This is a genomic window from Streptomyces sp. NPDC014995 (assembly GCF_043080745.1).
GTDB lineage: Bacteria > Actinomycetota > Actinomycetes > Streptomycetales > Streptomycetaceae > Streptomyces.
Genome location: NZ_JBIBVX010000018.1, coordinates 37,657 through 62,908, shown reverse-complemented (window position 1 = coordinate 62,908; position 25,252 = coordinate 37,657). Strand labels below are relative to the sequence as shown.

General features: G+C 71.8%; 25 protein-coding genes and 1 pseudogene. 17 read left to right on the top strand and 9 right to left on the bottom strand.

Annotation, left to right across the window (positions count from 1 at the left end; translation table 11 throughout):
• Positions 1-939, bottom strand: coding sequence for a tRNA (adenosine(37)-N6)-dimethylallyltransferase MiaA (gene miaA / locus ACF1A1_RS31385; protein ID WP_392004383.1), 939 nt, complete (start codon positions 937-939; stop codon positions 1-3).
• A 182-nt stretch (positions 940-1,121) separates the two neighbouring features.
• On the opposite strand from miaA, the gene ACF1A1_RS31380 reads away from it, so the two are divergent.
• Both ACF1A1_RS31380 and ACF1A1_RS31375 read left to right on the top strand, forming a co-directional pair.
• On the top strand, positions 1,122-1,454 hold the full coding sequence (locus ACF1A1_RS31380) for a hypothetical protein (RefSeq protein ID WP_392004382.1): 333 nt from the start codon (positions 1,122-1,124) through the stop codon (positions 1,452-1,454).
• A gap of 23 nt (positions 1,455-1,477) precedes the next feature.
• Positions 1,478-1,747, top strand: a complete 270-nt coding sequence (locus ACF1A1_RS31375) for an antitoxin (RefSeq protein ID WP_392004381.1) — start codon at positions 1,478-1,480, stop codon at positions 1,745-1,747.
• Positions 1,748-1,908: 161 nt separating this feature from the next.
• On the opposite strand, the gene ACF1A1_RS31370 is transcribed toward ACF1A1_RS31375, so the two are convergent.
• The 3 genes from ACF1A1_RS31370 to ACF1A1_RS31360 form a co-directional block, all read right to left on the bottom strand.
• A complete protein-coding gene (locus tag ACF1A1_RS31370) occupies positions 1,909-2,640 on the bottom strand; it encodes a class III extradiol dioxygenase subunit B-like domain-containing protein (RefSeq protein ID WP_392004380.1) in 732 nt (243 codons plus the stop codon).
• 319 nt (positions 2,641-2,959) lie between these two features.
• Complete coding sequence (gene miaB, locus ACF1A1_RS31365; RefSeq protein ID WP_392004379.1) at positions 2,960-4,489, bottom strand: tRNA (N6-isopentenyl adenosine(37)-C2)-methylthiotransferase MiaB; 1,530 nt, start codon at positions 4,487-4,489, stop codon at positions 2,960-2,962.
• Positions 4,449-5,750 carry a CdaR family transcriptional regulator gene (locus ACF1A1_RS31360; RefSeq protein ID WP_392004378.1) on the bottom strand — a complete coding sequence of 434 codons (1,302 nt, stop codon included), beginning with the start codon at positions 5,748-5,750 and terminating at the stop codon, positions 4,449-4,451. The genes miaB and ACF1A1_RS31360 overlap by 41 nt, the downstream gene beginning before the upstream one ends.
• A 244-nt stretch (positions 5,751-5,994) precedes the next feature.
• Between ACF1A1_RS31360 and ACF1A1_RS31355 the strand changes: the two genes are divergently transcribed.
• Genes ACF1A1_RS31355 through ACF1A1_RS31340 form a run of 4 tightly spaced genes read left to right on the top strand, consistent with a single transcriptional unit; the run spans position 5,995 to position 9,976 of the window.
• Positions 5,995-6,930, top strand: a complete 936-nt coding sequence (locus tag ACF1A1_RS31355; protein WP_392004377.1) for a substrate-binding periplasmic protein — start codon at positions 5,995-5,997, stop codon at positions 6,928-6,930.
• Between the two features lie 9 nt (positions 6,931-6,939).
• Positions 6,940-7,755, top strand: coding sequence for an amino acid ABC transporter permease (locus tag ACF1A1_RS31350; RefSeq protein ID WP_392004376.1), 816 nt, complete (start codon positions 6,940-6,942; stop codon positions 7,753-7,755).
• Positions 7,752-8,681, top strand: coding sequence for an amino acid ABC transporter ATP-binding protein (locus ACF1A1_RS31345; RefSeq protein ID WP_392004375.1), 930 nt, complete (start codon positions 7,752-7,754; stop codon positions 8,679-8,681). The genes ACF1A1_RS31350 and ACF1A1_RS31345 overlap by 4 nt, the downstream gene beginning before the upstream one ends.
• Positions 8,678-9,976, top strand: coding sequence for an NAD(P)/FAD-dependent oxidoreductase (locus ACF1A1_RS31340; RefSeq protein WP_392004374.1), 1,299 nt, complete (start codon positions 8,678-8,680; stop codon positions 9,974-9,976). Before ACF1A1_RS31345 ends, ACF1A1_RS31340 begins: the two co-directional genes overlap by 4 nt.
• 269 nt (positions 9,977-10,245) lie before the next feature.
• Here ACF1A1_RS31340 and ACF1A1_RS31335 read toward each other — a convergent pair whose 3' ends face one another.
• Positions 10,246-10,935, bottom strand: coding sequence for a response regulator (locus ACF1A1_RS31335; RefSeq protein ID WP_392004373.1), 690 nt, complete (start codon positions 10,933-10,935; stop codon positions 10,246-10,248).
• A 206-nt stretch (positions 10,936-11,141) separates the two neighbouring features.
• A pseudogene (locus ACF1A1_RS31330) lies at positions 11,142-12,083 on the bottom strand (sensor histidine kinase); the annotation flags it as partial.
• Positions 12,084-12,500: 417 nt separating this feature from the next.
• Here ACF1A1_RS31330 and ACF1A1_RS31325 point away from each other — a divergent pair.
• Both ACF1A1_RS31325 and ACF1A1_RS31320 read left to right on the top strand, forming a co-directional pair.
• Positions 12,501-12,986 carry a cation:proton antiporter regulatory subunit gene (locus ACF1A1_RS31325; protein ID WP_392004372.1) on the top strand — a complete coding sequence of 162 codons (486 nt, stop codon included), beginning with the start codon at positions 12,501-12,503 and terminating at the stop codon, positions 12,984-12,986.
• Positions 12,987-12,990: 4 nt separating this feature from the next.
• Positions 12,991-14,214 carry a cation:proton antiporter gene (locus ACF1A1_RS31320; protein WP_392004371.1) on the top strand — a complete coding sequence of 408 codons (1,224 nt, stop codon included), beginning with the start codon at positions 12,991-12,993 and terminating at the stop codon, positions 14,212-14,214.
• Between the two features lie 114 nt (positions 14,215-14,328).
• On the opposite strand, the gene ACF1A1_RS31315 is transcribed toward ACF1A1_RS31320, so the two are convergent.
• A complete protein-coding gene (locus ACF1A1_RS31315; RefSeq protein WP_392004370.1) occupies positions 14,329-14,736 on the bottom strand; it encodes a MazG nucleotide pyrophosphohydrolase domain-containing protein in 408 nt (135 codons plus the stop codon).
• 141 nt (positions 14,737-14,877) lie between these two features.
• Here ACF1A1_RS31315 and ACF1A1_RS31310 point away from each other — a divergent pair, with 141 nt between their 5' ends.
• Positions 14,878-15,876: a TAXI family TRAP transporter solute-binding subunit gene (locus tag ACF1A1_RS31310; RefSeq protein WP_392004369.1), complete on the top strand. Its 999-nt coding sequence runs from the start codon at positions 14,878-14,880 to the stop codon at positions 15,874-15,876.
• Between the two features lie 152 nt (positions 15,877-16,028).
• On the opposite strand, the gene ACF1A1_RS31305 is transcribed toward ACF1A1_RS31310, so the two are convergent.
• Both ACF1A1_RS31305 and ACF1A1_RS31300 read right to left on the bottom strand, forming a co-directional pair.
• Positions 16,029-17,441: an ATP-binding protein gene (locus tag ACF1A1_RS31305; RefSeq protein WP_392004368.1), complete on the bottom strand. Its 1,413-nt coding sequence runs from the start codon at positions 17,439-17,441 to the stop codon at positions 16,029-16,031.
• Positions 17,442-17,451: 10 nt separating this feature from the next.
• On the bottom strand, positions 17,452-18,138 hold the full coding sequence (locus ACF1A1_RS31300) for a response regulator transcription factor (RefSeq protein WP_392004367.1): 687 nt from the start codon (positions 18,136-18,138) through the stop codon (positions 17,452-17,454).
• A gap of 325 nt (positions 18,139-18,463) precedes the next feature.
• On the opposite strand from ACF1A1_RS31300, the gene ACF1A1_RS31295 reads away from it, so the two are divergent.
• The 8 genes from ACF1A1_RS31295 to ACF1A1_RS31260 all read left to right on the top strand — a co-directional run bounded on the left by ACF1A1_RS31295 (position 18,464) and on the right by ACF1A1_RS31260 (position 24,914).
• Positions 18,464-19,240 carry an amino acid ABC transporter ATP-binding protein gene (locus ACF1A1_RS31295; protein WP_392004366.1) on the top strand — a complete coding sequence of 259 codons (777 nt, stop codon included), beginning with the start codon at positions 18,464-18,466 and terminating at the stop codon, positions 19,238-19,240.
• 92 nt (positions 19,241-19,332) lie between these two features.
• The gene (locus ACF1A1_RS31290) at positions 19,333-20,175 is read left to right on the top strand and encodes a glutamate ABC transporter substrate-binding protein (RefSeq protein ID WP_392004365.1); all 843 of its coding nucleotides are present in this window, start codon (positions 19,333-19,335) and stop codon (positions 20,173-20,175) included.
• A 153-nt stretch (positions 20,176-20,328) separates the two neighbouring features.
• Complete coding sequence (locus ACF1A1_RS31285; RefSeq protein WP_392004364.1) at positions 20,329-20,997, top strand: amino acid ABC transporter permease; 669 nt, start codon at positions 20,329-20,331, stop codon at positions 20,995-20,997.
• Positions 20,994-21,899: an amino acid ABC transporter permease gene (locus ACF1A1_RS31280; protein ID WP_392004363.1), complete on the top strand. Its 906-nt coding sequence runs from the start codon at positions 20,994-20,996 to the stop codon at positions 21,897-21,899. Before ACF1A1_RS31285 ends, ACF1A1_RS31280 begins: the two co-directional genes overlap by 4 nt.
• Before the next feature lie 175 nt (positions 21,900-22,074).
• Positions 22,075-23,670: an FAD-dependent monooxygenase gene (locus ACF1A1_RS31275; protein ID WP_392004362.1), complete on the top strand. Its 1,596-nt coding sequence runs from the start codon at positions 22,075-22,077 to the stop codon at positions 23,668-23,670.
• A 99-nt stretch (positions 23,671-23,769) separates the two neighbouring features.
• Positions 23,770-23,895 (top strand): putative leader peptide, encoded by a 126-nt coding sequence (locus tag ACF1A1_RS31270; RefSeq protein WP_392004361.1) that lies wholly within the window; start codon positions 23,770-23,772, stop codon positions 23,893-23,895.
• Between the two features lie 87 nt (positions 23,896-23,982).
• Positions 23,983-24,522, top strand: a complete 540-nt coding sequence (locus ACF1A1_RS31265) for a cysteine dioxygenase (protein ID WP_392004360.1) — start codon at positions 23,983-23,985, stop codon at positions 24,520-24,522.
• Positions 24,519-24,914 carry a rhodanese-like domain-containing protein gene (locus ACF1A1_RS31260; protein ID WP_392004359.1) on the top strand — a complete coding sequence of 132 codons (396 nt, stop codon included), beginning with the start codon at positions 24,519-24,521 and terminating at the stop codon, positions 24,912-24,914. Before ACF1A1_RS31265 ends, ACF1A1_RS31260 begins: the two co-directional genes overlap by 4 nt.
• Positions 24,915-25,252 lie beyond the last annotated feature (338 nt).

The following is a 25,252-nucleotide window of genomic DNA, read 5'->3' as shown; positions in this document are numbered from 1 at the left end:
TCAGGCTGTGACCGGTCGTTCGACCAACGCCAGTGCGAGCTGCGGAAGTTCTGTGACATCCGCCGCAGCCCCACTCAACCAGTGCACGCGCGGGTCGCGCCTGAACCATGAATCCTGACGGCGCGCGAAGCGCTTGGTGGCACGGACGGTCTCCGCACGCGCCTCGTCCTGCGTGCACTCACCGGCCAGGGCGGCGAGGACCTGCTGGTAGCCGAGCGCGCGCGAGGCCGTACGCCCCTCGCGCAGGCCCTGCGCCTCCAGCGCGCGCACCTCGTCGACGAGCCCCGCGTCCCACATCCGGTCGACGCGGCGGGCGATGCGCTCGTCGAGTTCGGGGCGCGCCACGTCGACGCCGATCTGGACGGTGTCGTAGACCGAGTCGTGGCCCGGCAGGTTGGCCGTGAAGGGCTTGCCGGTGATCTCGATCACCTCGAGGGCGCGGACGATACGGCGGCCGTTGCTGGGCAGGATCGCCTGCGCCGCCTCGGGGTCGGCGGCGGCCAGGCGGGCGTGCAGCGCGCCGGAGCCGCGCAGTGTGAGTTCCTCCTCCAGACGGGCGCGGACCTCGGGGTCGGTGCCGGGGAACTCCAGGTTGTCCACGGCGCCGCGGACGTACAGCCCGGAGCCGCCGACCAGGATCGGCCAGCGGCCCTCGGCGAGCAGCGCGTCGATGCGGGCGCGGGCCAGCTTCTGGTACTCGGCGACGGAGGCGGTCTCGGTGACGTCCCAGATGTCCAGAAGGTGGTGCGGGACGTCGGAGCGCTCCTCCCGCGTCAGCTTGGCGGTGCCGATGTCCATCCCTCGGTAGAGCTGCATGGAGTCGGCGTTGACGACCTCACCGCCGAGGTGCCGGGCCAGGAAGACGCCCAGATCGGACTTTCCGGCCGCGGTCGGTCCGACGACGGCGATGACGCGGGGGGTGGGGGGTGCGCTGCTCACGGCACCAGTCTCGCAAACCTCGGACCCCGCTCTCGAACGAGTTACGTGACGAGGCCGGTTCGGCGTCGTTGCCCGTTGCGAGTTCCCGTCGCCCGTTCGCGGGGGCGGCACATCCCGGTGACGCAAACGGACGCACCGGGCAACGCGGGATTTCGCCCGCACGAGTACCGTATGGAGTGGATATGGGCGTTTTGGCGTGGCTTTTCCGGAGGTCGAAGGCCACGGAGGAGACGACTGCGGAGGCGGCAAGCACAGAGGAGACGGCCACGGAGGAGACGACCGCGCGGGAGGCGGAGACCGCCGCCGAGGCCCCGGCCGGTACGGCGGTGCACGGCGCCGAGGCGGAGCAGGCCGCCGAGGAGACGTCGGCGCGGGAGCCGGCCGAGGCCGGTGACGCCACGGAGACGGCGACGGAGACCGACGCGGCCACCGCCACCGACGGCGTCGAGATTCCGCGGCAGCAGTCCGCCGAGGAGGCAGTCGACAGCGAGGCCGGCGAGAGCGCCCGCTCGTAACGGACCCGCCAGGAAGGTGACCCATGGGCCTTTTGAACAATCTGAAGTCCAAGCTCTCCCCGGCCAAGGGCAAGGTCTCGGACCTCGCCCAGCGGCATGAGGACCGGATCCAGCACGGGATCGACAAGGCCGCCAAGGTCGTCGACGAGAAGACCAAGGGCAAGTACAGCGACAGGATCCACACGGGCACCGACAAGGCGAAGGGCGCCATGGACCGGCTCGCGCACAAGGACGAGCCGGGGGCGGGCGGCGACACGTTCACGCCGCCGACGACGCCCCCGCCGAGTTCCTGACCAGCAGTCCACAACGGCACATCGATCGGCGGACGGCCGCGCGGCGGGAACGCGCGGCCGTCCGCCGTGCCACGGACACGGTGCACAAGCACGACGGACGGGCACCACGGGGCTCGGGGCTCGGGCACGGGGCACGGGGACGCGGCACCGTCACGCGGCCGCTAGGACCAGGCGGCGACCAGGTAGCCGACCCCGTACGGCGCGTCCTCGTACAGCAGCGCGCCCGAGAGTCCGGTGCCCTCGGCCGCACCGGCGAGCACCTGCCAGGGCGCCCGGCCCGCGGCCTTCAGCTCGCGCGCCAGCCCGGCGTCGAGCGCCTCGAGGGCCGCGACGTCCGCGCTGCCGAGGGCCCGCGCGACCTCCGCGTCGAAGGGCGCCGCGCGCTCGTCGAGATAGCCCGGGGCCTTCACCGAGCGGCACGCGCTGCCGTCGCCCATCACCAGCAGCGCGACCCGCCCGGCCCGTCCGCCGATGTCCCTGCCGATATCGGCGCACCGCTCGGCCGGGAGGGATTCCGCCACGCCGAGTCCCTCGACCGGGGCGTCGGACCACCCGGCCCGCTCCAGCAGCCAGGCACCGACGGCGAGGGAGGGCGGCAGTTCCCGCTGGGACGACGGTTCCCGCTCGGGCGCAGGATCCCCGCCTCGGCCGAGCCGTACGGCGACCTCCACACCGAAGTCCCGGAACGAGCCCCGCGCGCCCTCCGGGTACACCCCCCGCACGGACTCGTCGACGGGTCCGACGACCAGGAGCCGGTCGGGCCGGGCCGCGGCGAGCACGCCCAGCGCTTCCGAGCAGGCGGCGCGCGCGGCGTCCAGCTCGGGTGCGGCACCCGCGGCGAGCTCGGGCACGAGCAGGGGCGGGCAGGGGCAGACTGCGGCGGCGACAAGCATGATCGGCAGGGTAACGCCGCCCGCTGTCAGTCCTCGATCAGCACGTCCGTCGGATCGATCACCGTCAGGACGGGCACGGCCGGCTTGCCGTCGCTGATGACGTACTCGACGAAGAGGTCGCGCGCGAGGGCTGTCCTCCGGGGGACTGGTCGTCGCCGACGGGGGACAGCCTGCGGCGCGGGTCGGCGAGGAGGACCTTCAGTCCGCGTTCCGGCACGTCACGGCGGTCGGCGGGAAGGCTGTCCCTGACGCGTGCCGCGCGCTCGGCGACCGCCACGCTGGACGGCTTGCGGAAGCCCTTCCCGCCGGCCCGCCCGGGTCAGTCGCAGCCGCAGCCGCTGCCGGCCGCCACGGGCAGCGGCGCCGGCACGCCGATCTTGGGCAGGCCGAGCATGACGCCGGCCGACTTGGCCTCCTTCTCGGCGTTGCGCTTCTCCCAGGCGTCCCCCGCGCGCGTGCGGCGCACGTCGAGGACGGCGCCCTCGGCGAGGAGGTGGTGCGGGGCGGCGTACGTGATCTCGACGGTCACCACGTCGCCGGGACGCACCTCCTGGTCCGGCTTGGTGAAGTGGACCAGGCGGTTGTCGGCGGCACGGCCGGAGAGGCGGTGGGTGGCGCCGTCCTTGCGGCCCTCGCCCTCGGCGACCATCAGCTCCAGGGTGCGGCCGACCTGCTTCTTGTTCTCCTCCCAGGAGATCTCCTCCTGGAGGGCGACGAGACGCTCGTAGCGCGCCTGGACGACTTCCTTGGGGATCTGGTTCGCCATGGTCGCGGCCGGGGTGCCGGGCCGCTTGGAGTACTGGAAGGTGAACGCCTGTGCGAAGCGGGCCTCGCGAACGACGTGCAGCGTCTCCTCGAAGTCCTCCTCGGTCTCGCCGGGGAAGCCCACGATGATGTCGGTGGTGATCGCCGCGTGCGGGATGGCGGCGCGGACCTTCTCGATGATCCCGAGGTAGCGATCCTGACGGTAGGAGCGGCGCATCGCCTTCAGGACCGTGTCCGAACCGGACTGCAGCGGCATGTGCAGCTGCGGCATCACGTTCGGCGTCTCGGCCATGGCCGCGATCACGTCGTCGGTGAAGTCGCGCGGGTGCGGGGAGGTGAAGCGGACGCGCTCCAGACCCTCGATCTTCCCGCAGGCGCGCAGCAGCTTGCTGAAGGCCTCGCGGTCGCCGATGTCGGAGCCGTACGCGTTGACGTTCTGGCCGAGCAGGGTGATCTCGGAGACGCCCTCGGCGACCAGGGCCTCGACCTCGGCGAGGATGTCGCCGGGGCGGCGGTCCTTCTCCTTGCCGCGCAGGGCCGGGACGATACAGAAGGTGCAGGTGTTGTTGCAGCCGACGGAGATGGAGACCCAGGCGGCGTACGCGCTCTCGCGGCGCGTCGGCAGCGTGGAGGGGAACGCCTCCAGGGACTCGGCGATCTCTACCTGCGCCTCCTCCTGCACGCGCGCGCGTTCCAGCAGGACGGGCAGCTTGCCGATGTTGTGCGTGCCGAAGACGACGTCCACCCAGGGCGCCTTCTTCACGATGGTGTCGCGGTCCTTCTGGGCGAGGCAGCCGCCGACCGCGATCTGCATGCCCGGCCGGCCGGCCTTCTTCGGCGCGAGCCGGCCGAGGTTGCCGTACAGCCGGTTGTCGGCGTTCTCACGGACCGCGCAGGTGTTGAAGACGACGACGTCGGCGTCGCCGTCCGACCCCTCGGGGGCGCGCACGTAACCGGCCTGTTCGAGCAGCCCGGACAAGCGCTCGGAATCGTGGACGTTCATCTGGCACCCGTAGGTGCGGATTTCGTAGCTCTTCGGTCCTTCAACGCCCACTGCGAGACTCCGGTCGCTGCTGCTGGTCATTCCTCAAGGGTAGGTGGTCCCGGGAGGTGGCTGTCGTCGATGTCGTCGAGCGGGCCGCGGGGGACCGCCCCGTGCCGGCACCGGCTCCGCCGCCGAGTCGGTCGGCCAGGCAGGCGAGGTAGAGGGCCATGGTGGTGCGGTGGTCGCGCAGGGAGCGGCCGGTGAGCTCCTCGATCTTGTTCATGCGGTAGACGACCGTGTTGCGGTGGATGTGCAGGGCCGCCGACGCCCGGACGAGGTTGAAGCCGCTCTCGCACCAGGCGGTGATCGTGTCGCGGAGCGCCGGCCAGTCCGGCTGGGTCCGCAGCCGCGCGGTGGTGACGTCGAGCAGGCGACGGCGGACGGGCTGGCTCACGGCCGCCAGGAGCTGGTGGACCCGCAGTTCGGCGATCGGATGGATGGGCGAGCCGTCGGGCCGGCGGGAGCCCAGGCGGAGGGCTTCGCACGCGTCCTGGTAGGAGTCGTGCAGGGCCGCGACGGAAGCGGCCGGTTCGCCGATCCCGGCGCGTGCGGTGAGACCGTCCTGGGCGGCGACGGCGTCGATGACCCGTCGGCAGTCGGCGGTCAGGGAGTCCGCCGGCCGCCGGGACGGGAGCCGGTGCAGGACGCCGATCCAGCCCGGCGCCGTGGAGGCGACGATGTCCTGGGGGTCGGCGAAGACCTCGCGGACCGTGCGGAGCAGTTCGGAGCGGGCCAGTGCCATGTCCCGGTGCGGGGCGCCCTGGCGCCGGGCCGCCGTCTCGGGCGCGGTCACCTCGAACGCCACGGCGACCCGGCGCAGCCTCAGGTCGAAGCCGAGTTCGGCGGCCCGGAACGCGAGGGTCTCGCCCTCGATGACCTGGGGATCGTAGGAGGCGATGTCGGCGAGCAGTTTCTCGGCGGCCCGCTCGGCGAGCAGCCGGGACCGCAGCATCACGGACTCCCGCAGGAGGATCTCCGTCTGGCGCTTGACCAGCAGTCCGAAACGGCGCACCTGCGCGGGTGTGCCGGTGATGCCCACGGTGCCCACCGCCTGTCCGCCGGCGACCAGGGGCAGGGTGACCCCGGGGCGCACTCCGCGCAGCCGCTGGGCCTGCGCCGCGGTGTGGGTGGCGGGCTCCTTGGTGCGGATGACCTCGACGGACGCCTCGTGGAAGGTGCCGACGCGGCTGCTGTCGCCGCTGCCGATGACCACGCCCTCGGCGTCCGTGATGAGCACGTTGAAGCCGATGACGGCGGAGGTGTCCCCGGCGATCTCCTGGGCGAGTGACGGGCTCAGCACAGGCGGTCCTCCCGTCGGGGGGCGGGCTGGGCTTGGACGGACCGTACAGGGGACCGAGCGATTTCGGCCACACATTCGTACGAAGCGAACGGTGACGCGCGGGAGGGCGGTCTCTAGCGTTTGCCCCCATCACATCCCCGCCCGGGGCACAGCGCGGTGAACGGCGGGTTCCCTCAGTGCCGATCCAGCGCCGATCCAGTGCCGAATCCCCAGTGCCGAATCCCAGTGCCGTTACGGAAGGCCCATGCCGATGATCCGTGTGCGCTCCCTCGCCGTCGCCCTGTCCGCGACGCTGATGCTCTCCACCGTCGCCGCCTGCGGTTCCGGCGGCGACGCCCCCAAGAACGTCTCAGCCGGCGCCGCCGCGCTGGGCACGCTCACGCCCGGTGTCCTCAAGGTGGCCGTCCAGCCGTACGCGCCCTACACCAGCGTCCAGGGTGACAAGATCGTCGGCCTGGACGGCGACATCGTCACCCACGTGGCCGAAAAGCTCGGTCTTCGGATCGAGCCGGAGGTCACGGACTTCGCCGGCATGCTCGCCGGGGTCCAGTCCCGCCGCGTGGACATCACCGTCGGCGGCGTCGCCTGGTCCGCCGACCGGCAGAAACAGGGACTGTTCACCGACCCGCCCTACTACTCACCCCCGGCGATGGCCGTCCGCGACGGCAGGACGTACAAGACGGTCGACGACCTGAAGGGCCTGGACCTGGGCACCGTGGAGGGCTATGTCTGGGTCAAGTCGATCCAGGCCGTGCCGGGCGCCGAGCTGCACGCCTACCCGGACGCCAACGGAGTCCTCGACGATCTCGGCGCGGGCCGCGTCGACGTCGGCTTCCTCGACCCGCTCATCATCATCGCGGCGCAGAAGCAGCGCCCGGACCTGAAGATCGCCACGGAGTACCTGACCCCGCCGACCGCGGCCGAGGTCAGGGCCGAGCCCGCCTACCAGTACTTCCAGCCGTACCAGACCGGCTTCTACCTCCCCAAGAAGGCCACCGCGCTGGAGAAGGCGATCTCCGCGGAGATCGACGCCATGTACGAGAACGGCGAGATGGCCCGACTCGTCGAGAAGTACGGCGGCGATCCCGAGCAGTTCCTCAAGCCCTCCGCCGATGTCGCCACCGCGCGGCGCGGGGTGGACCGGCCGCGGGACTGGACGCCACCGTCCGTCGGACAGTGAGGGGATGACATGTCCGGTCTCTTCCAGGTCCCCTGGTCCGACTACCAGTCCGACCTGCTCGACGCGCTCGCCCGCACGGTCTCCTACACGGTGGTGAGCTTCGCCGGCGCGGTGCTGCTCGGCCTGACCGTGGCGCTGCTCCGGCTCAGCAGGGCGTGGCCCGCGCGGGCCGTGGCCGCCGTCTACACCGAGGTGTTCAAGAACGTCCCGCTGCTGGCCATCATCTTCCTGACCTACTTCGGCCTGGCCTCGGCCGGGATCCGGCTGGACGTGTTCACGGCCGGCTGCCTCAGCCTCGTCGTCTTCTACGCCGCCTACCTGTCCGAGATCTTCCGGTCCGCGATCAGCGGAGTGCACGCCGGACAGACCGAGGCGGGTGAGGCCCTGGGCCTCGGCAGGGCCGGGATCTTCACCCACGTCATCCTGCCGCAGGCCGTCCGGCAGGCCCTGCCGGGCACCAACACCATGCTCGTCGACCTGCTCAAGTCCACCTCACTGCTCGTCACGATCTCCGCCGCCGAACTGATGTCCGAGGGGCGGCTCATCACCTCCGCCACCTTCCGGGCTCTGGAGGTCTACCTGGTGATCTCCGCGGTCTACTTCGCCCTGTGCTATCCGCTCTCCCAGCTCCTCCTGCTGCTGGAGCGGAAGGTACGCGCCGGTGTCCCGCTGTCTCCCCGGCGGCGACGGCGCGTGCGGGCGGCCGGGGAACTGCTCGCCGCCGACCTCGCCGTCGGTCTCGGCACGGACGTCCGGCACCAGGCCGACCAGGCCGACCAGGCCGACCGAACCGATCAGGCCGACCGGAAGGAGGCGGCGGTATGACCGAGCCCGTCACCAGCACCGCGGACGGCACGTCCGGGGCCGACGCACACGGGGCGCCCGGAACCACCGCACACGCCACGTCCGGGACCACCGCACACGCCACGTCCGGAACCACGGCACACGGCACGTCCGGGACCTCCGCCGACAGCCCTCCCGCGACCACCGCACCGGTGCCGGGTGAGGCCGTCGTCCGGATCGAGGGGCTGAGCAAGTCGTTCGACGGCCGACTGGTGCTCGACGACGTGCGTCTGGAGGTCGAACGCGGCCGCATCGTGAGCGTCATCGGGCAGAGCGGCGGCGGCAAGACGACCCTGATGCGCTGCGTCAACCTGCTGGAACGCCCCGACCGGGGCACGGTCGAGGTGGCCGGCGAAGTCGTGCACCGCGACGGCCGCACGGTCTGCCGCGACCTGCCCCGGCTGCGCCGCAGCGTCGGCATGGTCTTCCAGCGGTTCAACCTCTTCCCGCACCTCACGGCCGTCGAGAACATCGTCCTGGCCCAGCGCAAGGCCGGTGTCCCCGAGACGCAGGCGATGGAGACGGCCGTCACCCTGCTGCGCCGGGTCGGCGTGGCCCACCGCGGTCTCGCCCAGCCCGAACAGCTCTCCGGCGGCGAACAGCAGCGCGTCGCGATCGCCCGGGCACTCGCGCTCAGGCCCGCCGTCCTGCTCTTCGACGAACCCACGTCCTCCCTGGACCCGGAGGCCACCCGTGAGGTGCTCGGCGTGATGCGGGAACTGGCCGCCGAGGGCATGACGATGCTCATCGTGACCCACGAACTGCCGTTCGCCCGCGAGGTGTCCGACCACGTCGTCTTCGTCGACGGCGGCCGGATCGTCGAGGAGGGCAGTCCGCGGGACGTCCTCGACCAGCCCGCCCAGGCCCGGACCCGGGAGTTCCTCGCTTCGTACGGATCCGCCTCATGAACGCTGCACCCGGCACGGCCGGCGTCTTCGGCGACGGCCCCGTCGTGGTGGTCGGCGGCGGTGTCGTGGGCCTGTGCACGGCGTACTACCTGGCCGCCGCCGGACTGCCGGTCGAGGTCGTGGAGCGACGGGACCTGGGCTCCGGCGTGTCGCGGGGCAACGCGGGCTGGGTCTGCCTCAGCCATTCCACGCCCGTCCCCGCTCCGGGCGTGGTGCGCTTCGCGCTCCGGTCGCTGGGCCGCCCCGACTCCCCGTTGTATCTCCGTCCCCTGCCCGATCCGGCGTTCGCACGGTGGCTGTGGCGGTTCTGGCGCAGCAGTACACCGGCCGCCTTCCGGCGCGGTTACACGGCGATCGCCGAGCTGAACCGCGACACCTTCGACCTCTTCGACGGGCTGCGCGCGGCCGGGGTGGAGACGACGCTGACCCGCCCCGGCATGGTGCACGCCTTCTTGTCGCCGGCCGAGGCCCGGCACCACCTCGCCGTCCAGCGCGAGATGGCGGACGGCCGCTACCGGCTCCCCGACGACGTGACCACGGGTGACGCGGCCCGGCTGCTGGACGAGGCGCTGTCGCCCCGGGTGCGGGCCGCATACCTCGTCGAAGGGGAGGGGGTGGTCGATCCCGAGGCATTCGCGCGCGGCCTCGGCGACGCGCTCACCGCCTCCGGGGTGAAGATCCACGAGCACGCGGAGGTCACCGGATTCCGCACCGCCCGGGGGCGCGTCACCGCCCTGCACACCACCCAGGGCGACATCCCCTGCGCGGCCGTCGTCATCGCGGCCGGCATGCGCTCCGCCGACCTGCTGGACTTCCTCGGACAGCGGCTCCCCCTCCAGGCGGGCAAGGGCTACAGCTTCTCGGTCGATCTGGACCCGGCGCCCCGGCACACCCTGTACTTCGGCGAACGCCGAGCCGTCGCCTCACCGATCGGCACCACCACGAGGATCGGCGGAACGATGGAGTTGAGCGGCAACAACAACCGCCTCGACTGGCGCCGGGTCGTCGCCGTGGCCCTCGCCAGCCGCCACTACCTGGGCCACTGGTTCGACGACCCGGACGACCTGGTCAGCCTGATCCGCGACCCCTGGGTCGGGGGGCGGCCCTTCCTGCCCGACGGGCTCCCGGTCGTCGACCGCGTCCCGGGACACGACAACGCCTTCGCGGCGACCGGACACGGCATGCTCGGCGTCACGCTCGGCCCCGTCACCGGCCACAGGCTCACCGAGTACGTCCTCACCGGCCGCCGCCCGCAGGCCCTCGCGCCCTTCCGCTTCGACCGACTGCGCAGGTGAGCGGGCCGCCCTCCGGGGCGGCGGCGTTCGCGCAGTCCGCGGCGGTCGCTTCTGCCGGGCCGTGCGGGTCGCGCGTCGTGCCGGTCGCATCGGATCGGGTCGGGTCCGGTCGGGTCGGGTCGGGTCGGGTCAGCCGGGTCGTGCGGGTCGTGTCGTGCGGGTCATGCGGGTCGTGCGGGTCGTGTCGTGCCGATCGCATCGGATGGGATCGGGTCGGGTCCGGTCCGGTCCGGTCGGGTCGGCCGGGTCGTGCCGGTCCCGGGTGGTGCTCAGGGATCGACGAGGCCTGCGCGGATGGCATAGCGGGTGAGTTCCAGCCGGTCGCGCATGCCCAGTTTGCGCAGCAGGTTGGCGCGGTGGCGTTCGACGGTCTTGGCGCTGATGAAGAGCAGCGCGCCGATCTCCCTGGACGTGTGGCCCTCGGCGACGAGCTTGAGGATCTCCTCCTCCCGCTCGGTGACGGGCCGCTCGGGCAGACCGTCGACGCCGTCACCGCGGTGCAGCCGGTCCAGGTACGAGCGGACGAGCGCCCGCTCCGCACCCGGGTAGATGAACGGCTCGTCCCGCATGACCGCCCGGCACGCCTCGACCAGGTCGCGGTCGGCGACGGACTTCAGGACGTAGCCGCCGGCTCCGGCTTTGAGGGCCTCGAAGAAGTACTGCTCGTTGTCGTACATCGTGAGGATGAGGATGCGCAGGCCGGGGAGGCGGCGGGAGAGTTCACGGGCCGCCTGCAGACCGGTGGCGCGGGGCATGGCCACGTCGAGCACGGCCAGGTCGACGTCCCCGGCCCGGGCCCGCTCGACGGCCTCGGCCCCGTCCCCCGCCTCGGCCACGACCGTCAGGTCGGGTTCGCCGTCGAGGATGAGCCGCACGCCCCGGCGGACGAGCGTGTGGTCGTCGGCGAGAAGGACGCGGATCGGCGGCGCGGGCGAGAGCCGTGACGTCTCGTCGGTCATCGATGCCCTCCGGGGGTGACCGAAGAACGGGCCGGCCGCACGCCTTCGCCTCCGCCCGCGGGGATGTCGGTCACCGCAGCGGTGCCCGTGCCTCCGCTGATGCCGGTTCCGGCACGGACGCCCGTATCCCCGCCGGTGCGGACTTCCGACCCCGTGTCGAGCGGCTCGAGCCGCTCGGCTCGCTCGTGCGGCCCAGCCGGTCCGGGCCGCCCGGGCCGCCCGATCCGCAGCCGTACGTCCGTCCCGCCGTCGGCGCCGGACGTCAGGGTGAGTGTCGCTCCGATCAGCAGGGCCCGCTCGCGCATGCCGCCGATGCCGGCGCCCTCGGCCGCCGCCGGGTCCAGGCCGTTGCCGTTGTCCCGGACGAGGAGTTCGACACCGCCTGCGACCGGGCGGAGGCGGAGTTCGGCGCGGTCGGCGCCGGAGTGCCGGGCGGTGTTGGTCAGGGCTTCCTGGGCGACGCGGTAGAGCACGAGTTCCGTCTCCTCGGTCAGCGGGGGCAGACCGGCCCGCAGATCGTGGCGGACCGTCAGCCCATGGGTGGTGAACTCGGCCGCGAGGGAGCGCAGAGCGCTGAACAGGCCGAGTTCGTCGAGGACACCGGGACGCAGGCGCCGGGCGATACGGCGGATCTCGTCGAGGCCGGCGCGGGTGGCTTCCTGCGCCTGGCCCAGCTCACCGCGCAGGTCGTCGGGGGCGCGGTCGGCGACGCGCTTGAGCTGGAGGAGCACGGCGGTCAGGGTCTGGCCGACCTCGTCGTGGAGTTCACGGGCGATGCGGTGGCGCTCCCGCTCCTGTGCGGACAGGGCACGGGCGGCGCTGGCGGCGCGTTCGGCCTCCAGTCGGTCGAGCATGGCGTTGTAGGTCGTGATCAGTTCGGCCGTCTCGACCGGTCCGGAGACCACGGCACGGGCCCCGGGGTGCAGCAGATCGACGTCGGCCATGGCCCGCCCCAGACGTCCGAGCGGGGCCAGACCGACGCGCAGCACCACCGCGTTGACGGCGAGCAGCCCGGCCAGACCCGCCACGACGACGAGCGCCTCGCCGGGCAGGACGGGCGTGGAGACGGTGACCGGCCCGAGCAACAACGCGGCGCCCACGACCAGGCCGACGGCGTTGAGGGTGAAGATCCGCCAGAACAGCGACACGTGCGCGACTCCTCCTCCCCCGGCCCCCGCCGTCTGCCGACTTCTCGTCCATGGCACCGCCGTGAACAGCCTTTCCGTCCGCCGCCGACCCTGTCCATCCGTCACGACACCCATGTCGCCACCGTACGGGGGGATGGCAGCATGGCGGCTCCGCGCACGGGAGTCCGGCGGCCGCACCGGCCGGCGGACGCGGTCTGCCGGGCCGCCGGGCGAGACCGCGCGTGACCGTCTGCCAGGCCTGCGCGGCCGGCGGACGGGAACCCGCACCACCGTGCCCGACGGCCGACAGCCACCGAGCGAGCGGCCCAGTGACGAACGACCGGCGCAACGAACAACCCGCAGGATGAACAACCCGCAAGACGAACCACTCGCACGACGAACGACTCGCACGACGAACGACCAACAAGGGGAAGAAACGTGTCCGCTCCACGTCTCCGGACGACACCGCTGCCGGGCATCGGCGTTCAGTACGACCTTGTGACGCGGGAGCGACGCCACCTGTCCGTGGTGGCGCACCGCGACGGCACCCGGACGGTGAACGTGTACCGCGCCGACGATCCGGACTCCTGCGCCCAGTCGCTGCGGCTGACCGCCGCCGAGGCGGACTCGCTGATCGACGCGCTCATGCCGTCCCATCACAGCGCGAGCCTGCTGTACACGACGGATCTGGGGCTGGTCGCGGAGCGCGTCGAGGTGGCCGCGGGCTCGCGCTGGAACGGGCGGCTGCTGGGTGAGACCCGGATGCGCACGGAGACCGGGGCGTCGATCGTGGCGGTGCTGCGGCGGGCCGAGGCGATTCCGTCGCCGACGCCCGGCTTCCGGCTCGCGGGCGGTGACACCCTCATCGTCATCGGCACCCGCGAGGGCGTGGACGCGGCCGCGGCGATACTCGGTCGGGAGTGAACCGGTGCACTCCTCCGCCGTCCTGCTGATCGAGTTCGGTTCCATCATCCTGGGCCTCGGCCTGCTCGGCCGGTTCGCGGCCCGTTTCCGGTTCTCGCCCATACCCCTGTACCTGCTGGCCGGTCTCGCCTTCGGCGAGGGCGGACTGCTGCCGCTGGGCGCGAGCGAGGAGTTCATCGCCATCGGCGCCGAGATCGGCGTCATCCTGCTGCTGCTGATGCTCGGCCTGGAGTACACGGCCAGCGACCTGGTCTCCAACCTCAAGGCGCACTACCCGTCCGGTCTCGTCGACTGCGCCCTCAACGCCCTGCCGGGCGCGGCCGCCGCGCTGCTGCTGGGCTGGGGTCCGGTGGCGGCCGTGGTGCTGGCGGGCGTCACCTGGATCTCGTCGTCCGGGGTGATCGCCAAGGTCCTGGGCGACCTGGGCCGGATCGGCAACCGGGAGACCCCGGTGATCCTGAGCGTCCTGGTGCTGGAGGACCTGGCGATGGCGGTCTACCTGCCGATCGTCACCGCGCTCGTGGCCGGGGTCGGGCTGGCGTCCGGCAGCCTGACACTGGCGATCGCGCTGGGCGCCGCGGGACTCGTGCTGTTCTTGGCGGTGCGCTACGGCCGGCTCATCTCCCGTTTCGTGTCCAACGACGATCCGGAGAAGCTGCTGCTCGTCGTCCTGGGGCTGACGATCCTGGTCGCCGGCGTGGCGCAGCAGTTGCAGGTGTCGGCGGCCGTGGGCGCGTTCCTGGTGGGCATCGCGCTGTCCGGGGAGGTCGCCGAGGGCGCGCACACTCTGCTGAGCCCGCTGCGGGATCTGTTCGCCGCGGTCTTCTTCGTGTTCTTCGGCCTGCACACCGACCCGGCCAGCATCCCTCCCGTCCTGCTGCCCGCCCTCGCGCTGGCCGCCGTCACCGCCGCCACGAAGATCGCCACCGGCTACTGGGCGGCCCGGCGTGCCGGGATCTCGGTCAAGGGCCGCTGGCGCGCGGGTGGGGCGCTGGTGGCGCGCGGCGAGTTCTCGATCGTCATCGCCGGGCTGGCGGTCACCGCGGGCATCGAGCCGTCGCTCGGCCCGTTGGCGACGGCGTACGTCCTGATCCTGGTCGTCCTCGGCCCGCTCACCGCCCGCTTCACGGAACCGCTGGCGATGCGGTGGGCGCGACGCGGGGAGGCAAGGCGGGGTGTTCCGGAGCCGGTGCCGGAGGCACGGAGGGAAACACCTGTGGGCGACTGAGGAACGGGGTCGGCGGCGCGCCTTCCCGACTGCGGAACGGCGGCCCCATGGCTGCGGAACGGCGGCCCATGGAGGGGGCGCGTTACGCACACGGCGCGCCGCCCCCGCAGACCGTCAGGCTGCGCCGCCGGGCACCCATCCCTGGCGGCGCAGCACCGCCGCCACGTCCGGAGCCTCGTAGTGCTCGCCCTTGAGCACCTTGCCGTCGGCGCGGCGCTCGATCCGGCCGTCGGGGCCCAGCTTGGTCATGTTGGAGCGGTGGATCTCGGCTATGACCGCGTCGAGGTCGATCCCGTGCACCAGGGCCGTGCCGTAGGCGACGTAGACGACGTCGGCCAGCTCGTGCGCGAGCCGGTCCAGCGGGCCGCTCACCGACACCTCGGCGACCTCGGCCGCCTCCTCGGCCAGCAGTTCCCCGCGGTGCGCGGCGAGGCGGGGCGACACCTCCGTCGGCGTACCGCGGACGTCGAGCCCACAGGCGAGGTGGAAGGCACGGACCAGGTCGGCGGGCGAGGAACTCATGCACCGACTGTAGCGACGGCCACCGACACTCCCTCCCGAGTCCGCCGACACGCGCCCCCGGCCCCACTGCGACGCTCCCCGGGCCTCGCCCTGTGAGCCCCGCCCTGGTCAGGCCCGCTTCCGCCTGGCAGGATCGCGCGCATGTCCAAGGTGTTGTCCCGTATCGGCAGGCGCCGTGCCCTCCAGGGCGCGGCCGCCGGTGCCGTCGTCCTCGGGCTGCTGCTGTGGTGGCTGCTGCCCCTGGGCGAGGATCCGCCGAGCGGCGACATCACCTTCAGCACGGGCACGACGAGCGGCGTCTACTACGAGTACGGCAGCCGTCTGCGCACCGAGCTCGCCGAGGACATGCCGCACCTGGATGTGGACCTGACCACCAGCAACGGGTCGCAGGAGAACGTCGCGCGCGTGGCGAAGGGCCAGGCCGACTTCACCATCGCCGCGGCCGACGCGGTGGCGACGTACGAGGTCCAGCACCCCGGCTCGGCCGCCCGGCTGCGCGGTGTCGCCCGGCTGTACGACGACTACGTCCAGCTCGTCGTGGCGCGCGACTCCGACGTCCGGTCCGTCGCGGACCTGAAGGGGAAGACGGTCGCGACAGGTCTGCCCCGCTCGGGTGTGCGCCTGATCGCCAACCGGGTGCTGAAGGCGGCGGGCCTGGCTCCGGGGAAGGACCTCACGGCGGTGTCGGAGGGCATCGACACCGGGCCCGAGCGGCTGAGGCAGGGCAAGATCGACGCGTTCTTCTGGTCCGGCGGGGTGCCGACGGCCGGTCTGCGGGAGCTGGCCGACAGCTTCACCTTCCGGTTCGTGCCGATCGACGCCGAGCTCGTCGCCAAGATGCACGAGCAGGACGACGCCACCAGCTACTACCGGGCCACCAACATGCCCGAGTCGGCCTACCCGACCATCCAGAACGGCTCCACCGTGCCGACGATCGCGGTGTCCAACCTGCTGATGACCCGCACGGACATGGATCCCCGGCTCACCGAGTGGCTCACCCGGACCGTGATCAAGAGCCGCGACGGCATCGGAGCGCACGTCCACTCCGCCCAGCTGGTCGATCTGCGCACGGCCATCTACACCGACCCGCTCCCCCTGCACGAGGGCGCCCGTCGCTACTACCGGTCCGTCAAGCCGTAGAAGCCGTTGTCGTCCGCCAGGGCCCGGAGTCACGACCGGTCCGTCGGGCCCCAGACGCCCCACTCCTCGGAGGTCAGACCGCCCCGCTCTCGGATCGCGGACCGGCCCCGCCCCGCCCCGCCCCTCAGGCCTCAGGCCACAGGCCTCAGGCCTCAGGCCGCGGGCCGCGACCGCGGCACCGACACCGTCACCGTCAGCCCGGTCGGCTCGTGATGGTCGTACGACAGTGATCCGCCGCCGGCCGCGAGCAGGGCCCGCGAGATGGACAGGCCCAGGCCGGAACCCTTGATGTTCTGGTGGCGGCCGCTGCGCCAGAAGCGGTCGCCCACGCGCGCGAGTTCCTCGTCGGTCAGGCCGGGGCCGTTGTCCGTGACGACGACGGTCGAGGTCTGGCCGTTGGAGGCGACCGTCACCTCCACGCTCTCGCCCTCCGGCGTGAACTTCACCGCGTTGTCGATCACCGCGTCCAGGGCGCTGGACAGGGTGACCGGGTCGGCCCATGCCGTGGTGGGCGGGCAGTCGCCCACCAGGCGGACGCCCTTGGCCTCGGCGGTGGGCGCCCAGGCGGCGACGCGCTCGGCGGTCAGCGCGCCGATGTCGGTGACCCTGAGGTCGGCCTCGGTGTGCTCGGCCAGGGCCAGATCGAGCAGGTCGTCCAGGACCTGCGCGAGGCGCTTGCCCTCGCTCTGGACGGAGGCGATCTCCTCGTTGCCCTCGGGAAGTTCGTAGGCCAGCAGCTCGATGCGCAGCAGCAGCGCCGCGAGCGGGTTGCGCAGCTGGTGCGAGGCGTCGGCGACGAAGGCGCGCTGTTGCTCCAGCACGTCCTCGACGTTGTCCGCCATCTCGTTGAACGATCGGGCCAGCCGCCTCAGCTCCGGCGGACCGCTCGCGACCGCGACCCGGGACTTCAGACGCCCGGTGGCGATGTCGTGGGTGCTGGCGTCCAGGACACGTACGGGCTTGAGCACCCAGCCGGTCAGCCGGAGGGCAGCCCCTATGGCGAGCAGCATCGCGGCGATCTCGCCCGCGCCGATGACCAGCCAGCCGTGCAGGATCCGCGACCGCATCGCGCCGGTGGGCGAGTCGGTGACGACGACCGCGACGACGTCGCCGTCCCGGATCACCGGCGACGCCACCACCAGACGGTTGCGCTGCCAGGGCCACACCTGCTGGGGGTCATGACTGCGACGGCTGAGCAGCGCCTCCTCGTACGCGTCGCGCACCTCGCCCGTTTCGGGGAGGTACCAGTCCCTCGGTGCGTGAGCCATGGGGGTGTCGGTGCGGTAGAAGACACCGGCACGAATGCCGTAGACCTCGTAGTAACTGGCCAGCTCGCGGCTGAGGGTCTCGCGCCGCTCGTCGTTGGACGTGGAGGCGGCATCGGACGTGGCGGGCGGGGCGGTGACGAACTGGGCGAGGGCCGCGAAGCGCGCGGTGTCGTCGATGCGGTCCACGACCACCCTCTGCTGCTGCGCACCGGCCACGCTGACGGCCAGGGGCACGCCGAGCGCGAGCAGCACGGCCGCCATCAGCACGATGAGCAGCGGCAGGAGACGTGTACGCAACAGGTCCCCGCTACGCGGCCGGGGAGACGAGCCGGTAGCCGACCCCGCGTACGGTCTCGATCAGCGCGGGCATGCGCAGCTTGGCGCGCAGGGAGGCGACGTGCACCTCCAGGGTGCGCCCGGTCCCCTCCCAGCTGGTGCGCCACACCTCGCTGATGATCTGCTCCCGGCGGAAGACGACGCCGGGGCGCTGGGCGAGCAGCGCCAGGAGGTCGAACTCCTTGCGGGTCAGTTGGACGACCGAGCCGTCGACGGTGACGCGTCTGGTGGGCAGCTCTATGTGCACGGTGCCCAGGATGAGCGCGCCCTCGCCGGCCGCGGCCGGGTCCTCGTGGGCGGTGCGCCGGCTGACGGCGTGGATCCGGGCGAGCAGCTCTCCGGTGTCGTAGGGCTTCACCACGTAGTCGTCGGCGCCCAGGTTGAGGCCGTGGATGCGGGAGCGCACGTCGGAGCGGGCCGTCACCATGATGACCGGGGTGGAGGTGCGCTTGCGGATCTTGCCGCAGACCTCGTAGCCGTCCTGGTCGGGCAGGCCCAGGTCGAGCAGGACGACCCCGAAGCCGGGCCCCTCCGGGACGAGCGCCTGGAGTGCCTCCTCACCGCTGCGCGCGTGGGTGACGTCGAAACCGTGCCGCTTCAGCACCGCGGACAGCGCGGCGGCGACATGGTTGTCGTCCTCGACGAGCAGCAGTCTCATTCCGGCCTCCTCCGGTTCATCGGGCGTACGGTCCGGTTCGGTACGAAGTCGTACGGCCCGGACGTACGGTTCCAGCGCGCCACGGGAACGCGGCACACGCGTGTGCACCATGGCAGTCACGCTGATGGACGAGGACGCCGTCAAGAGCGTTCCGGTTGCGCGCGGCTTCCGTTATCCGGCCGATACGCGCCCAGGTCACAACTGCTACGACAAGTGTCCGATTGCTATCGGATCGTGATGCTCAGATTCCCCTCAGATGTAATGACGCTGGTCGAGACTGGTTACTACTGTCCTCCGAAACCGAGGAGGACGGAGCCTTAGAGCGATGACCGAAGTATCGGTGGCCAAGGAAGACGCGGCCGCGTCCGGCGAACTGGTCGTCCTGAAGAGCGTCAACAAGCACTTCGGCGCGTTGCACGTTCTCCAGGACATCGATCTGACGATCGAGCGCGGTGAAGTCGTCGTGGTCATCGGACCCTCCGGGTCCGGGAAGTCCACCCTGTGCCGCACCATCAACCGCCTGGAGACGATCGACGCGGGGACGATCACGATCGACGGGAAGCCGTTGCCCCAGGAGGGCAAGGCGCTGGCCCGGCTGCGCGCCGACGTCGGCATGGTCTTCCAGTCCTTCAACCTGTTCGCGCACAAGACGGTGCTCGAGAACGTGATGCTGGGCCAGATCAAGGTCCGCAAGACCGACAAGAAGAAGGCCGAGGAGACCGCCCGCCAGCTCCTGGACCGGGTCGGCGTGGGCACCCAGGCCGAGAAGTACCCCGCCCAGCTCTCCGGCGGCCAGCAGCAGCGCGTCGCCATCGCGCGGGCCCTGGCCATGAACCCGAAGGTCATGCTCTTCGACGAGCCGACCTCGGCCCTGGACCCGGAGATGATCAACGAGGTGCTGGAGGTCATGCAGCAGCTCGCCCGGGACGGCATGACCATGATCGTCGTCACCCACGAGATGGGGTTCGCGCGATCGGCCGCGAACCGCGTGGTGTTCATGGCCGACGGCCGCATCGTCGAACAGGCCACGCCCGACCAGTTCTTCAGCAATCCGCGCAGTGACCGCGCCAAGGACTTCCTGTCGAAGATCCTGCACCACTGACGCGCCCCGGCGCACCCGACGACCTGCGTCACCCGCCTTTCGACGGCCCGTATTCCTTCCTCACCGAAGGCATCATGCAAAGGAAGTCCACCATGAAGCTTCGCAAGGTCACCGCCGCCTCGGCCGCCGTCCTCGCCCTCGCCCTGACCGCCACGGCGTGCGGCTCCGACGACAAGGACTCCGGCAGCGGATCCAGCGGTGGCGGCGACAAGATCAAGATCGGCATCAAGTACGACCAGCCGGGCCTCGGTCTGAAGGAGCCCGACGGTTCCTTCTCGGGCTTCGACGTGGACGTCGCCACCTATGTCGCCAAGGAGCTCGGCTACAAGGAGAACCAGATCGAGTTCGTCGAGACGAAGAGCGCCGACCGCGAGAACGCCCTCGCGCGCGGTGACGTGAAGTTCATCGCGGCCACCTACTCGATCAACGACGAGCGCAAGCAGAAGGTCGACTTCGCCGGCCCGTACCTGCTGGCCCACCAGGACCTGCTGGTGAAGGCCGACTCCAAGATCGCCGCGGGCGAGGACCTCAACGGCAAGAACCTCTGCTCGGTGGCCGGCTCGACCTCCGCGCAGAACGTCCGGGACAAGATCGCCCCGAAGGCCAACCTGCGTCAGAACAGCGGCTACTCCGAGTGCATCGCCGCCCTGCAGAGCGGCCGCGTCGACGCGGTGACCACCGACGACTCGATCCTCGCGGGCTTCGCCGCGCAGGACAAGTACAAGGGCCAGTTCAAGCTGGTGGGCGAGCACCTCAGCAACGAGAACTACGGCATCGGCGTCAAGAAGGGCGACAAGGCCACCGTCGACAAGATCAACGCCGCGCTGGAGAAGATGGTCAGCGACGGCTCCTGGCAGAAGGCGGTCGACGAGAACTTCGGTCCGGCGAACTACAAGAACGAGAAGGCCCCGAAGATCGGCGTCATCGTCAAGTAAGGCGTCAGCCGAAACGCCATGCGGCATTCGCTGCCGTAGGAATCCCGCGGCCGACGTGGGGTTCCGCGGGCGCGCCGCCGACCGTCGCGATCACGGCGGCGGCGCGCCACGCCCTCATCCACGTACGCCACACACCCGGAAGCGCGGGAGATCGTGTTCGACTTTCTTGAAGGCTACGACGTCCTCGCGGCGTTCTGGATGACGATCAAACTGACCGTCTTCTCCGCCGTCGGTTCCCTGGTCTGGGGCACCCTGCTGGCCGCGATGCGGGTCAGCCCGGTCCCGCTGATGCGCGGGTTCGGCACCGCTTACGTCCACATCGTGCGGAACATCCCTCTGACGGTCATCATCGTCTTCACCTCGCTCGGCCTCGCCGACATCTTCGGTATGACGATGGGCGCGTCCGACGACTTCGACCTGCAGGGCTTCCGCCTCGCGGTGCTCGGCCTGATCGCCTACACGGCGGCCTTCGTCTGCGAGGCGATCCGTTCCGGCATCAACACCGTGCCCCTCGGCCAGGCGGAGGCGGCCCGCGCGATCGGGCTGAGCTTCAGTCAGACGCTGCGGCTCGTCGTGCTGCCGCAGGCGTTCCGCTCGGTCATCGGCCCGCTGACCAACGTCCTGATCGCCCTGACCAAGAACACCACCGTGGCGGCAGCGATCGGCGTGGCCGAAGCCGCCTTCCTGATGAAGGAAATGATCGAGAACGAGGCCCAGACGGTGGCCATCGGCGCGGTCTTCGCCTTCGGGTTCGTGGTGCTGACCCTTCCCACCGGCCTGCTGCTCGGCTGGCTCGGCAAGCGACTGGCGGTGAAGCGATGACCTCCGTCCTCTACGACGCCCCCGGCCCCCGAGCCAGGCGGCGCAACCTCCTCCTCTCGATCCTCTTCTTCGTCCTGCTGGCCCTGGCCCTGTGGTGGGTCTGGCAGACGATGGACGAGAAGAACCAGCTCGAGTGGGCGCTGTGGGAGCCGTTCACCACCTCCCAGGCCTGGACGACCTACCTGCTGCCGGGCCTCGCCGACACCCTGAAGGCCGCGGCGCTGTCCATGATCATCGCCCTTCCCCTGGGCGCGGTGTTCGGCATCGCCCGCATGTCCGACCACCGCTGGGTGCGCGTCCCGGCCGGCGCGGTGGTCGAGTTCTTCCGGGCCATCCCGGTGCTGCTGCTGATGCTGTTCGCCAACGAGTTCTACGTCCGCTCCACGGGCGTGAGCAGCGACGACCGGCCCATGTACGCGGTCATCACCGGTCTGGTGCTCTACAACGCCTCGGTCCTCGCCGAGATCGTCCGGGCCGGCATCCTCGCCCTGCCCAAGGGACAGACCGAGGCCGCGTACGCCATCGGTCTGCGCAAGGGGCAGACGATGACCAGCATCCTGCTGCCGCAGGCCGTCACGGCCATGCTGCCGGCCATCGTCAGCCAGCTCGTGGTCATCGTGAAGGACACCGCGCTCGGCGGCGTGATGATCGGGTTCACCGAACTGCTCAACACGCGCAGCACGCTGGCGGCGAACTACGCGAACGTCATCCCGAGCTTCATCGTCGTGGCGATCATCTTCATCGTGGTGAACTTCATCCTCACCTCCTTCGCCTCCTGGCTGGAGGGCCGGCTGCGGCGCAGCAAGCGCAGCACCGGCGCGGTGCTGGCACCGGACGAGGTCGAGGACAACCCGGCCGCCGTTCCGGGCACCTACGGGACCGGCGCGGGCGGCACCGTGTGACGCCCGCTCAAGGGGTGTGAGCTGTACGGAGGCAGTGGCGGGCTCGCCACTGCCTCCGTCGCTTGACGCAAGCTGCGGCAATGGGTTGCATACGTTCTGTGATCGTGCACCCTGCTCCAACCTCTTGTTCACTCACGTCCCTGAGGACACCGTCGCGGGCAGGGGGCGCCACGCCGTGGACCCGGTGATCATCGTCGGAGCGGGGCCCGTGGGGCTCACGCTCGCCCTGGCGCTGGCGCGTCAGGAGGTGCCGTCGATCGTCCTCGACGAGGGCCCGGGCAAGGACGAACCACGGCTCGCGCGCACCGTCGTCCTGCGCGAGGACACCGCGGCCCTGATGGAACGGCTCACCGGGACGGACCTCACCGAGGCCGGAATCCACTGGGCCGGATGGCGGGCGATGCGGCGCAAGCAGGTGACACGCGAGATCGCCTTCGACGACACCGAACCAGCCCCGCTGCACCTCGCCCAGCACGTGCTGACCGGTGCCCTGCGGGCGGCCCTCGCGGGTGAGCGGCTGGTGGGGATCGCCGTGGACAGCCGCCTCGACACCGTCGAGCAGGAACCTTCCGCTGTCACGGCCCGCACCCGCGGTCCCAAGGGCACCTGGTGGCGCGGCAGTTACCTGGTCGGCTGCGACGGCCCCCGCTCCACGGTCCGCAAACTCCAGGACATCCGCTTCCCCGGCCGTACGGCGGTGGAACGGCACGCCGTCGCCGCGCTGCGCACGGAACTTCCGTGGACCGGTGAGGCGTTGCTCCATCGGATGCCGCCCTGGCGTACGTCGGGTCCCTCCGGCGGGGAAGTCACCGGACGTCCGCTGCCGGACGGCGTCTGGCGCCTGGACTGGCTGCTGCCGCCCGGCAAGGACCTCGTCACGCCCGAACTCCTGATCGGCCGCGTCCGCGAGACCCTCGCGGGCTGGAACGGCGGCTCGACCCCGGCGTACGAACTGCTCGACACCGGCGTCCACACCGTCCACCACCGGCTGGCGCGCCGCTGGCGGGTCGGGCGGGTCTTCCTCGCCGGGGACGCCGCCCACCTGCTCGGCGCACTCGGCACCCAGGGCCTCGACGAGGGCCTGCGGGACGCCGACAACCTCGCCTGGAAGCTGGCCCTGGCCTGGCACCACGGGCCGCGCGAGGCGCTGCTCGACAGCTACCAGACGGAGCGGCGCGCGGCGGTCGCCGCCCGGCTGCGCGCCGCCGACCAGGCACTCCCGCTGCTGCGCGGCGGCGGTGGCATAAGGGCGTACGTCCCCGGCGCCGCCCGTGGCCATGACGTGCTGCTCACGGACGGCCACCTGGGCCGCGGCCCGCTGGGCGCGCCGGGCACGTACGCCGGCTCCCCGCTCGCGGCCCGGCACCTGGAGGCGGAGGTGCCCGTGGACACGCCCCTGGGCGCGCCGGTCGAGGACGTCCGGGTGACGGCGGAGGACGGCTCCTTCGTACGGCTGCGGGACCGGCTGCGCCGCGGCGCCCTGCTCGTCGTGCTGATCGCGCCGGGCACCGGCGTGTGGGAGCGCAAGCACTGGGTGAGCGCCGGGATCATGCCCCGGCTGGCCGCCGCGGTGACCGCGCTGCCCTGCCCGGCCGAGCTGCTGGTCGCCGAGAGCTACCCGGGCGCGGCCGCCCACACGGTCCTGCTGATCCGGCCCGACGGCCATCTGGTCACGGCGCTGGGCGGGGTGCGCCCGGCCGACCTGTACGCGGCGGCGGAGGCCGCGGTGGGAGGGCCGGTGGGGGCGCAGGCCGGGGCCGGTGCGAGGTGAGCGGACCGTGGCGAGCGCGGAGATGGGACGGACGGGGCTTCGCGGTGTGATGGGCGGCTGTCGTATGCGCCGTCACCCCGCGGTCCACGGGGTGACGGCGTGTTGACCGGTGCGGACCCGCGTGGTCTACTCCGGATCGTGACCGACACCTGTGTGCGCCTGTGGCGGAGGGTCCATATGGACCTCCTCCGTTACGCGGGCTGCGTGTGTCGTCCGTCCTGCTGAATTCGCATCCCTTCTTCCACCGGCGCGCGCCGCGAGCGCTCCCGCGCTGCCGTGCGCCCCCCTGCGAACGCCCTCAGGACGGTACCCGTGTCTGTCTTCCCTTCTCTCGTCCCCGTGTCCGCCACCGTCACCGCGCCTCCGACACAGGCTGACCTCCTCGACTTCGTCCGGCGTACGGCCGCCGACACCGAGCTGATCTCCTCGCTCCCCCTCGACCCCGAGGGCCGCACCTGGGTGCGCCTGGAGGGGCCCGGCGGCAGCGAGGCCTGGCTGATCGGCTGGCCGCCGGGCACCGGTACCGGCTGGCACGACCACGCCGACTCCGTGGGCGCGTTCCACACCGCGCGCGGCGAACTGAAGGAGAACTCGCTCGCCGCCCGGCTGCCCACCGACGGCTGGAAGACCCTGGAACTGACGGCGGGCGTGGACCGTGAGCGCCGGCTGCCGGCCGGCCTGGGCCGCGCCTTCGGCCGCCATCATGTCCACGAGGTCCGCAACGAGTCGGCCGACGAGCACGCGATCTCCGTCCACGCCTACCACCCGCCGCTGCCCCGCATCCGCCGATACAGCCGTACCGGCCAGGTGCTGCGCCTGGAGCAGGTCGAGCGCCCGCAGGACTGGCAGTGAACGGCGAGCGGCCCGTGGGCATCGACGAGTTGCTGGAACGCGTGCGTGCCGGGTACGCGCGCGTGGAGCCACTAGAGGCTTACGAGGCGGCCCGCGCCGGCGAGGCGTTGCTCGTCGACATCCGGTACGCGGCCCTGCGCGAGCGGGACGGGCTGATCCCCGGGGCCCTGGTCGTCGAGCGCAACGAGCTGGAGTGGCGGCTGGATCCCCAGGGCAGCCATCGCGTGCCCGAGGCCACCGGCCATGACCTGCGAGTCGTCGTGATCTGCAACGAGGGCTACGCGTCGAGCCTCGCGGCCGCGTCCCTGCACCGGCTGGGACTGCGCCGGGCCACCGACCTGGTGGGCGGATTCCAGGCGTGGCGGGCGGCGGGACTGCCGGTGACGTCGTAGTCGGACGCGGGGCGGGAGTCGAAAGGCTCCGTCGCCGCGTCCTGACGCGAGTTGGCCGGGTGGTGCCGGGCGTGCCGGGGGCTTGGGCGTGCAGCGGGTGCCGGGCGTGCTGAGGGCTGGGGCGTGCAGGTGGTTCCACAGGTGCCGGTGGGCTTGTGTGTGCCGTTGGTTCCGGATGTACGGGGGCTTGTGTGTGCCGGTGGTTCCGGACGCCCGGGCTTATGTGTGCCGGTGGTTCGGTGCGTGCGGTCCCGACGGTCCGTACGGCAAGGGTGGTTGTACGGGCTGCGTACGGGCGCCCGGGGTCCGTGCGGCCCTGGGCCCGTGTGTCCGCGTGC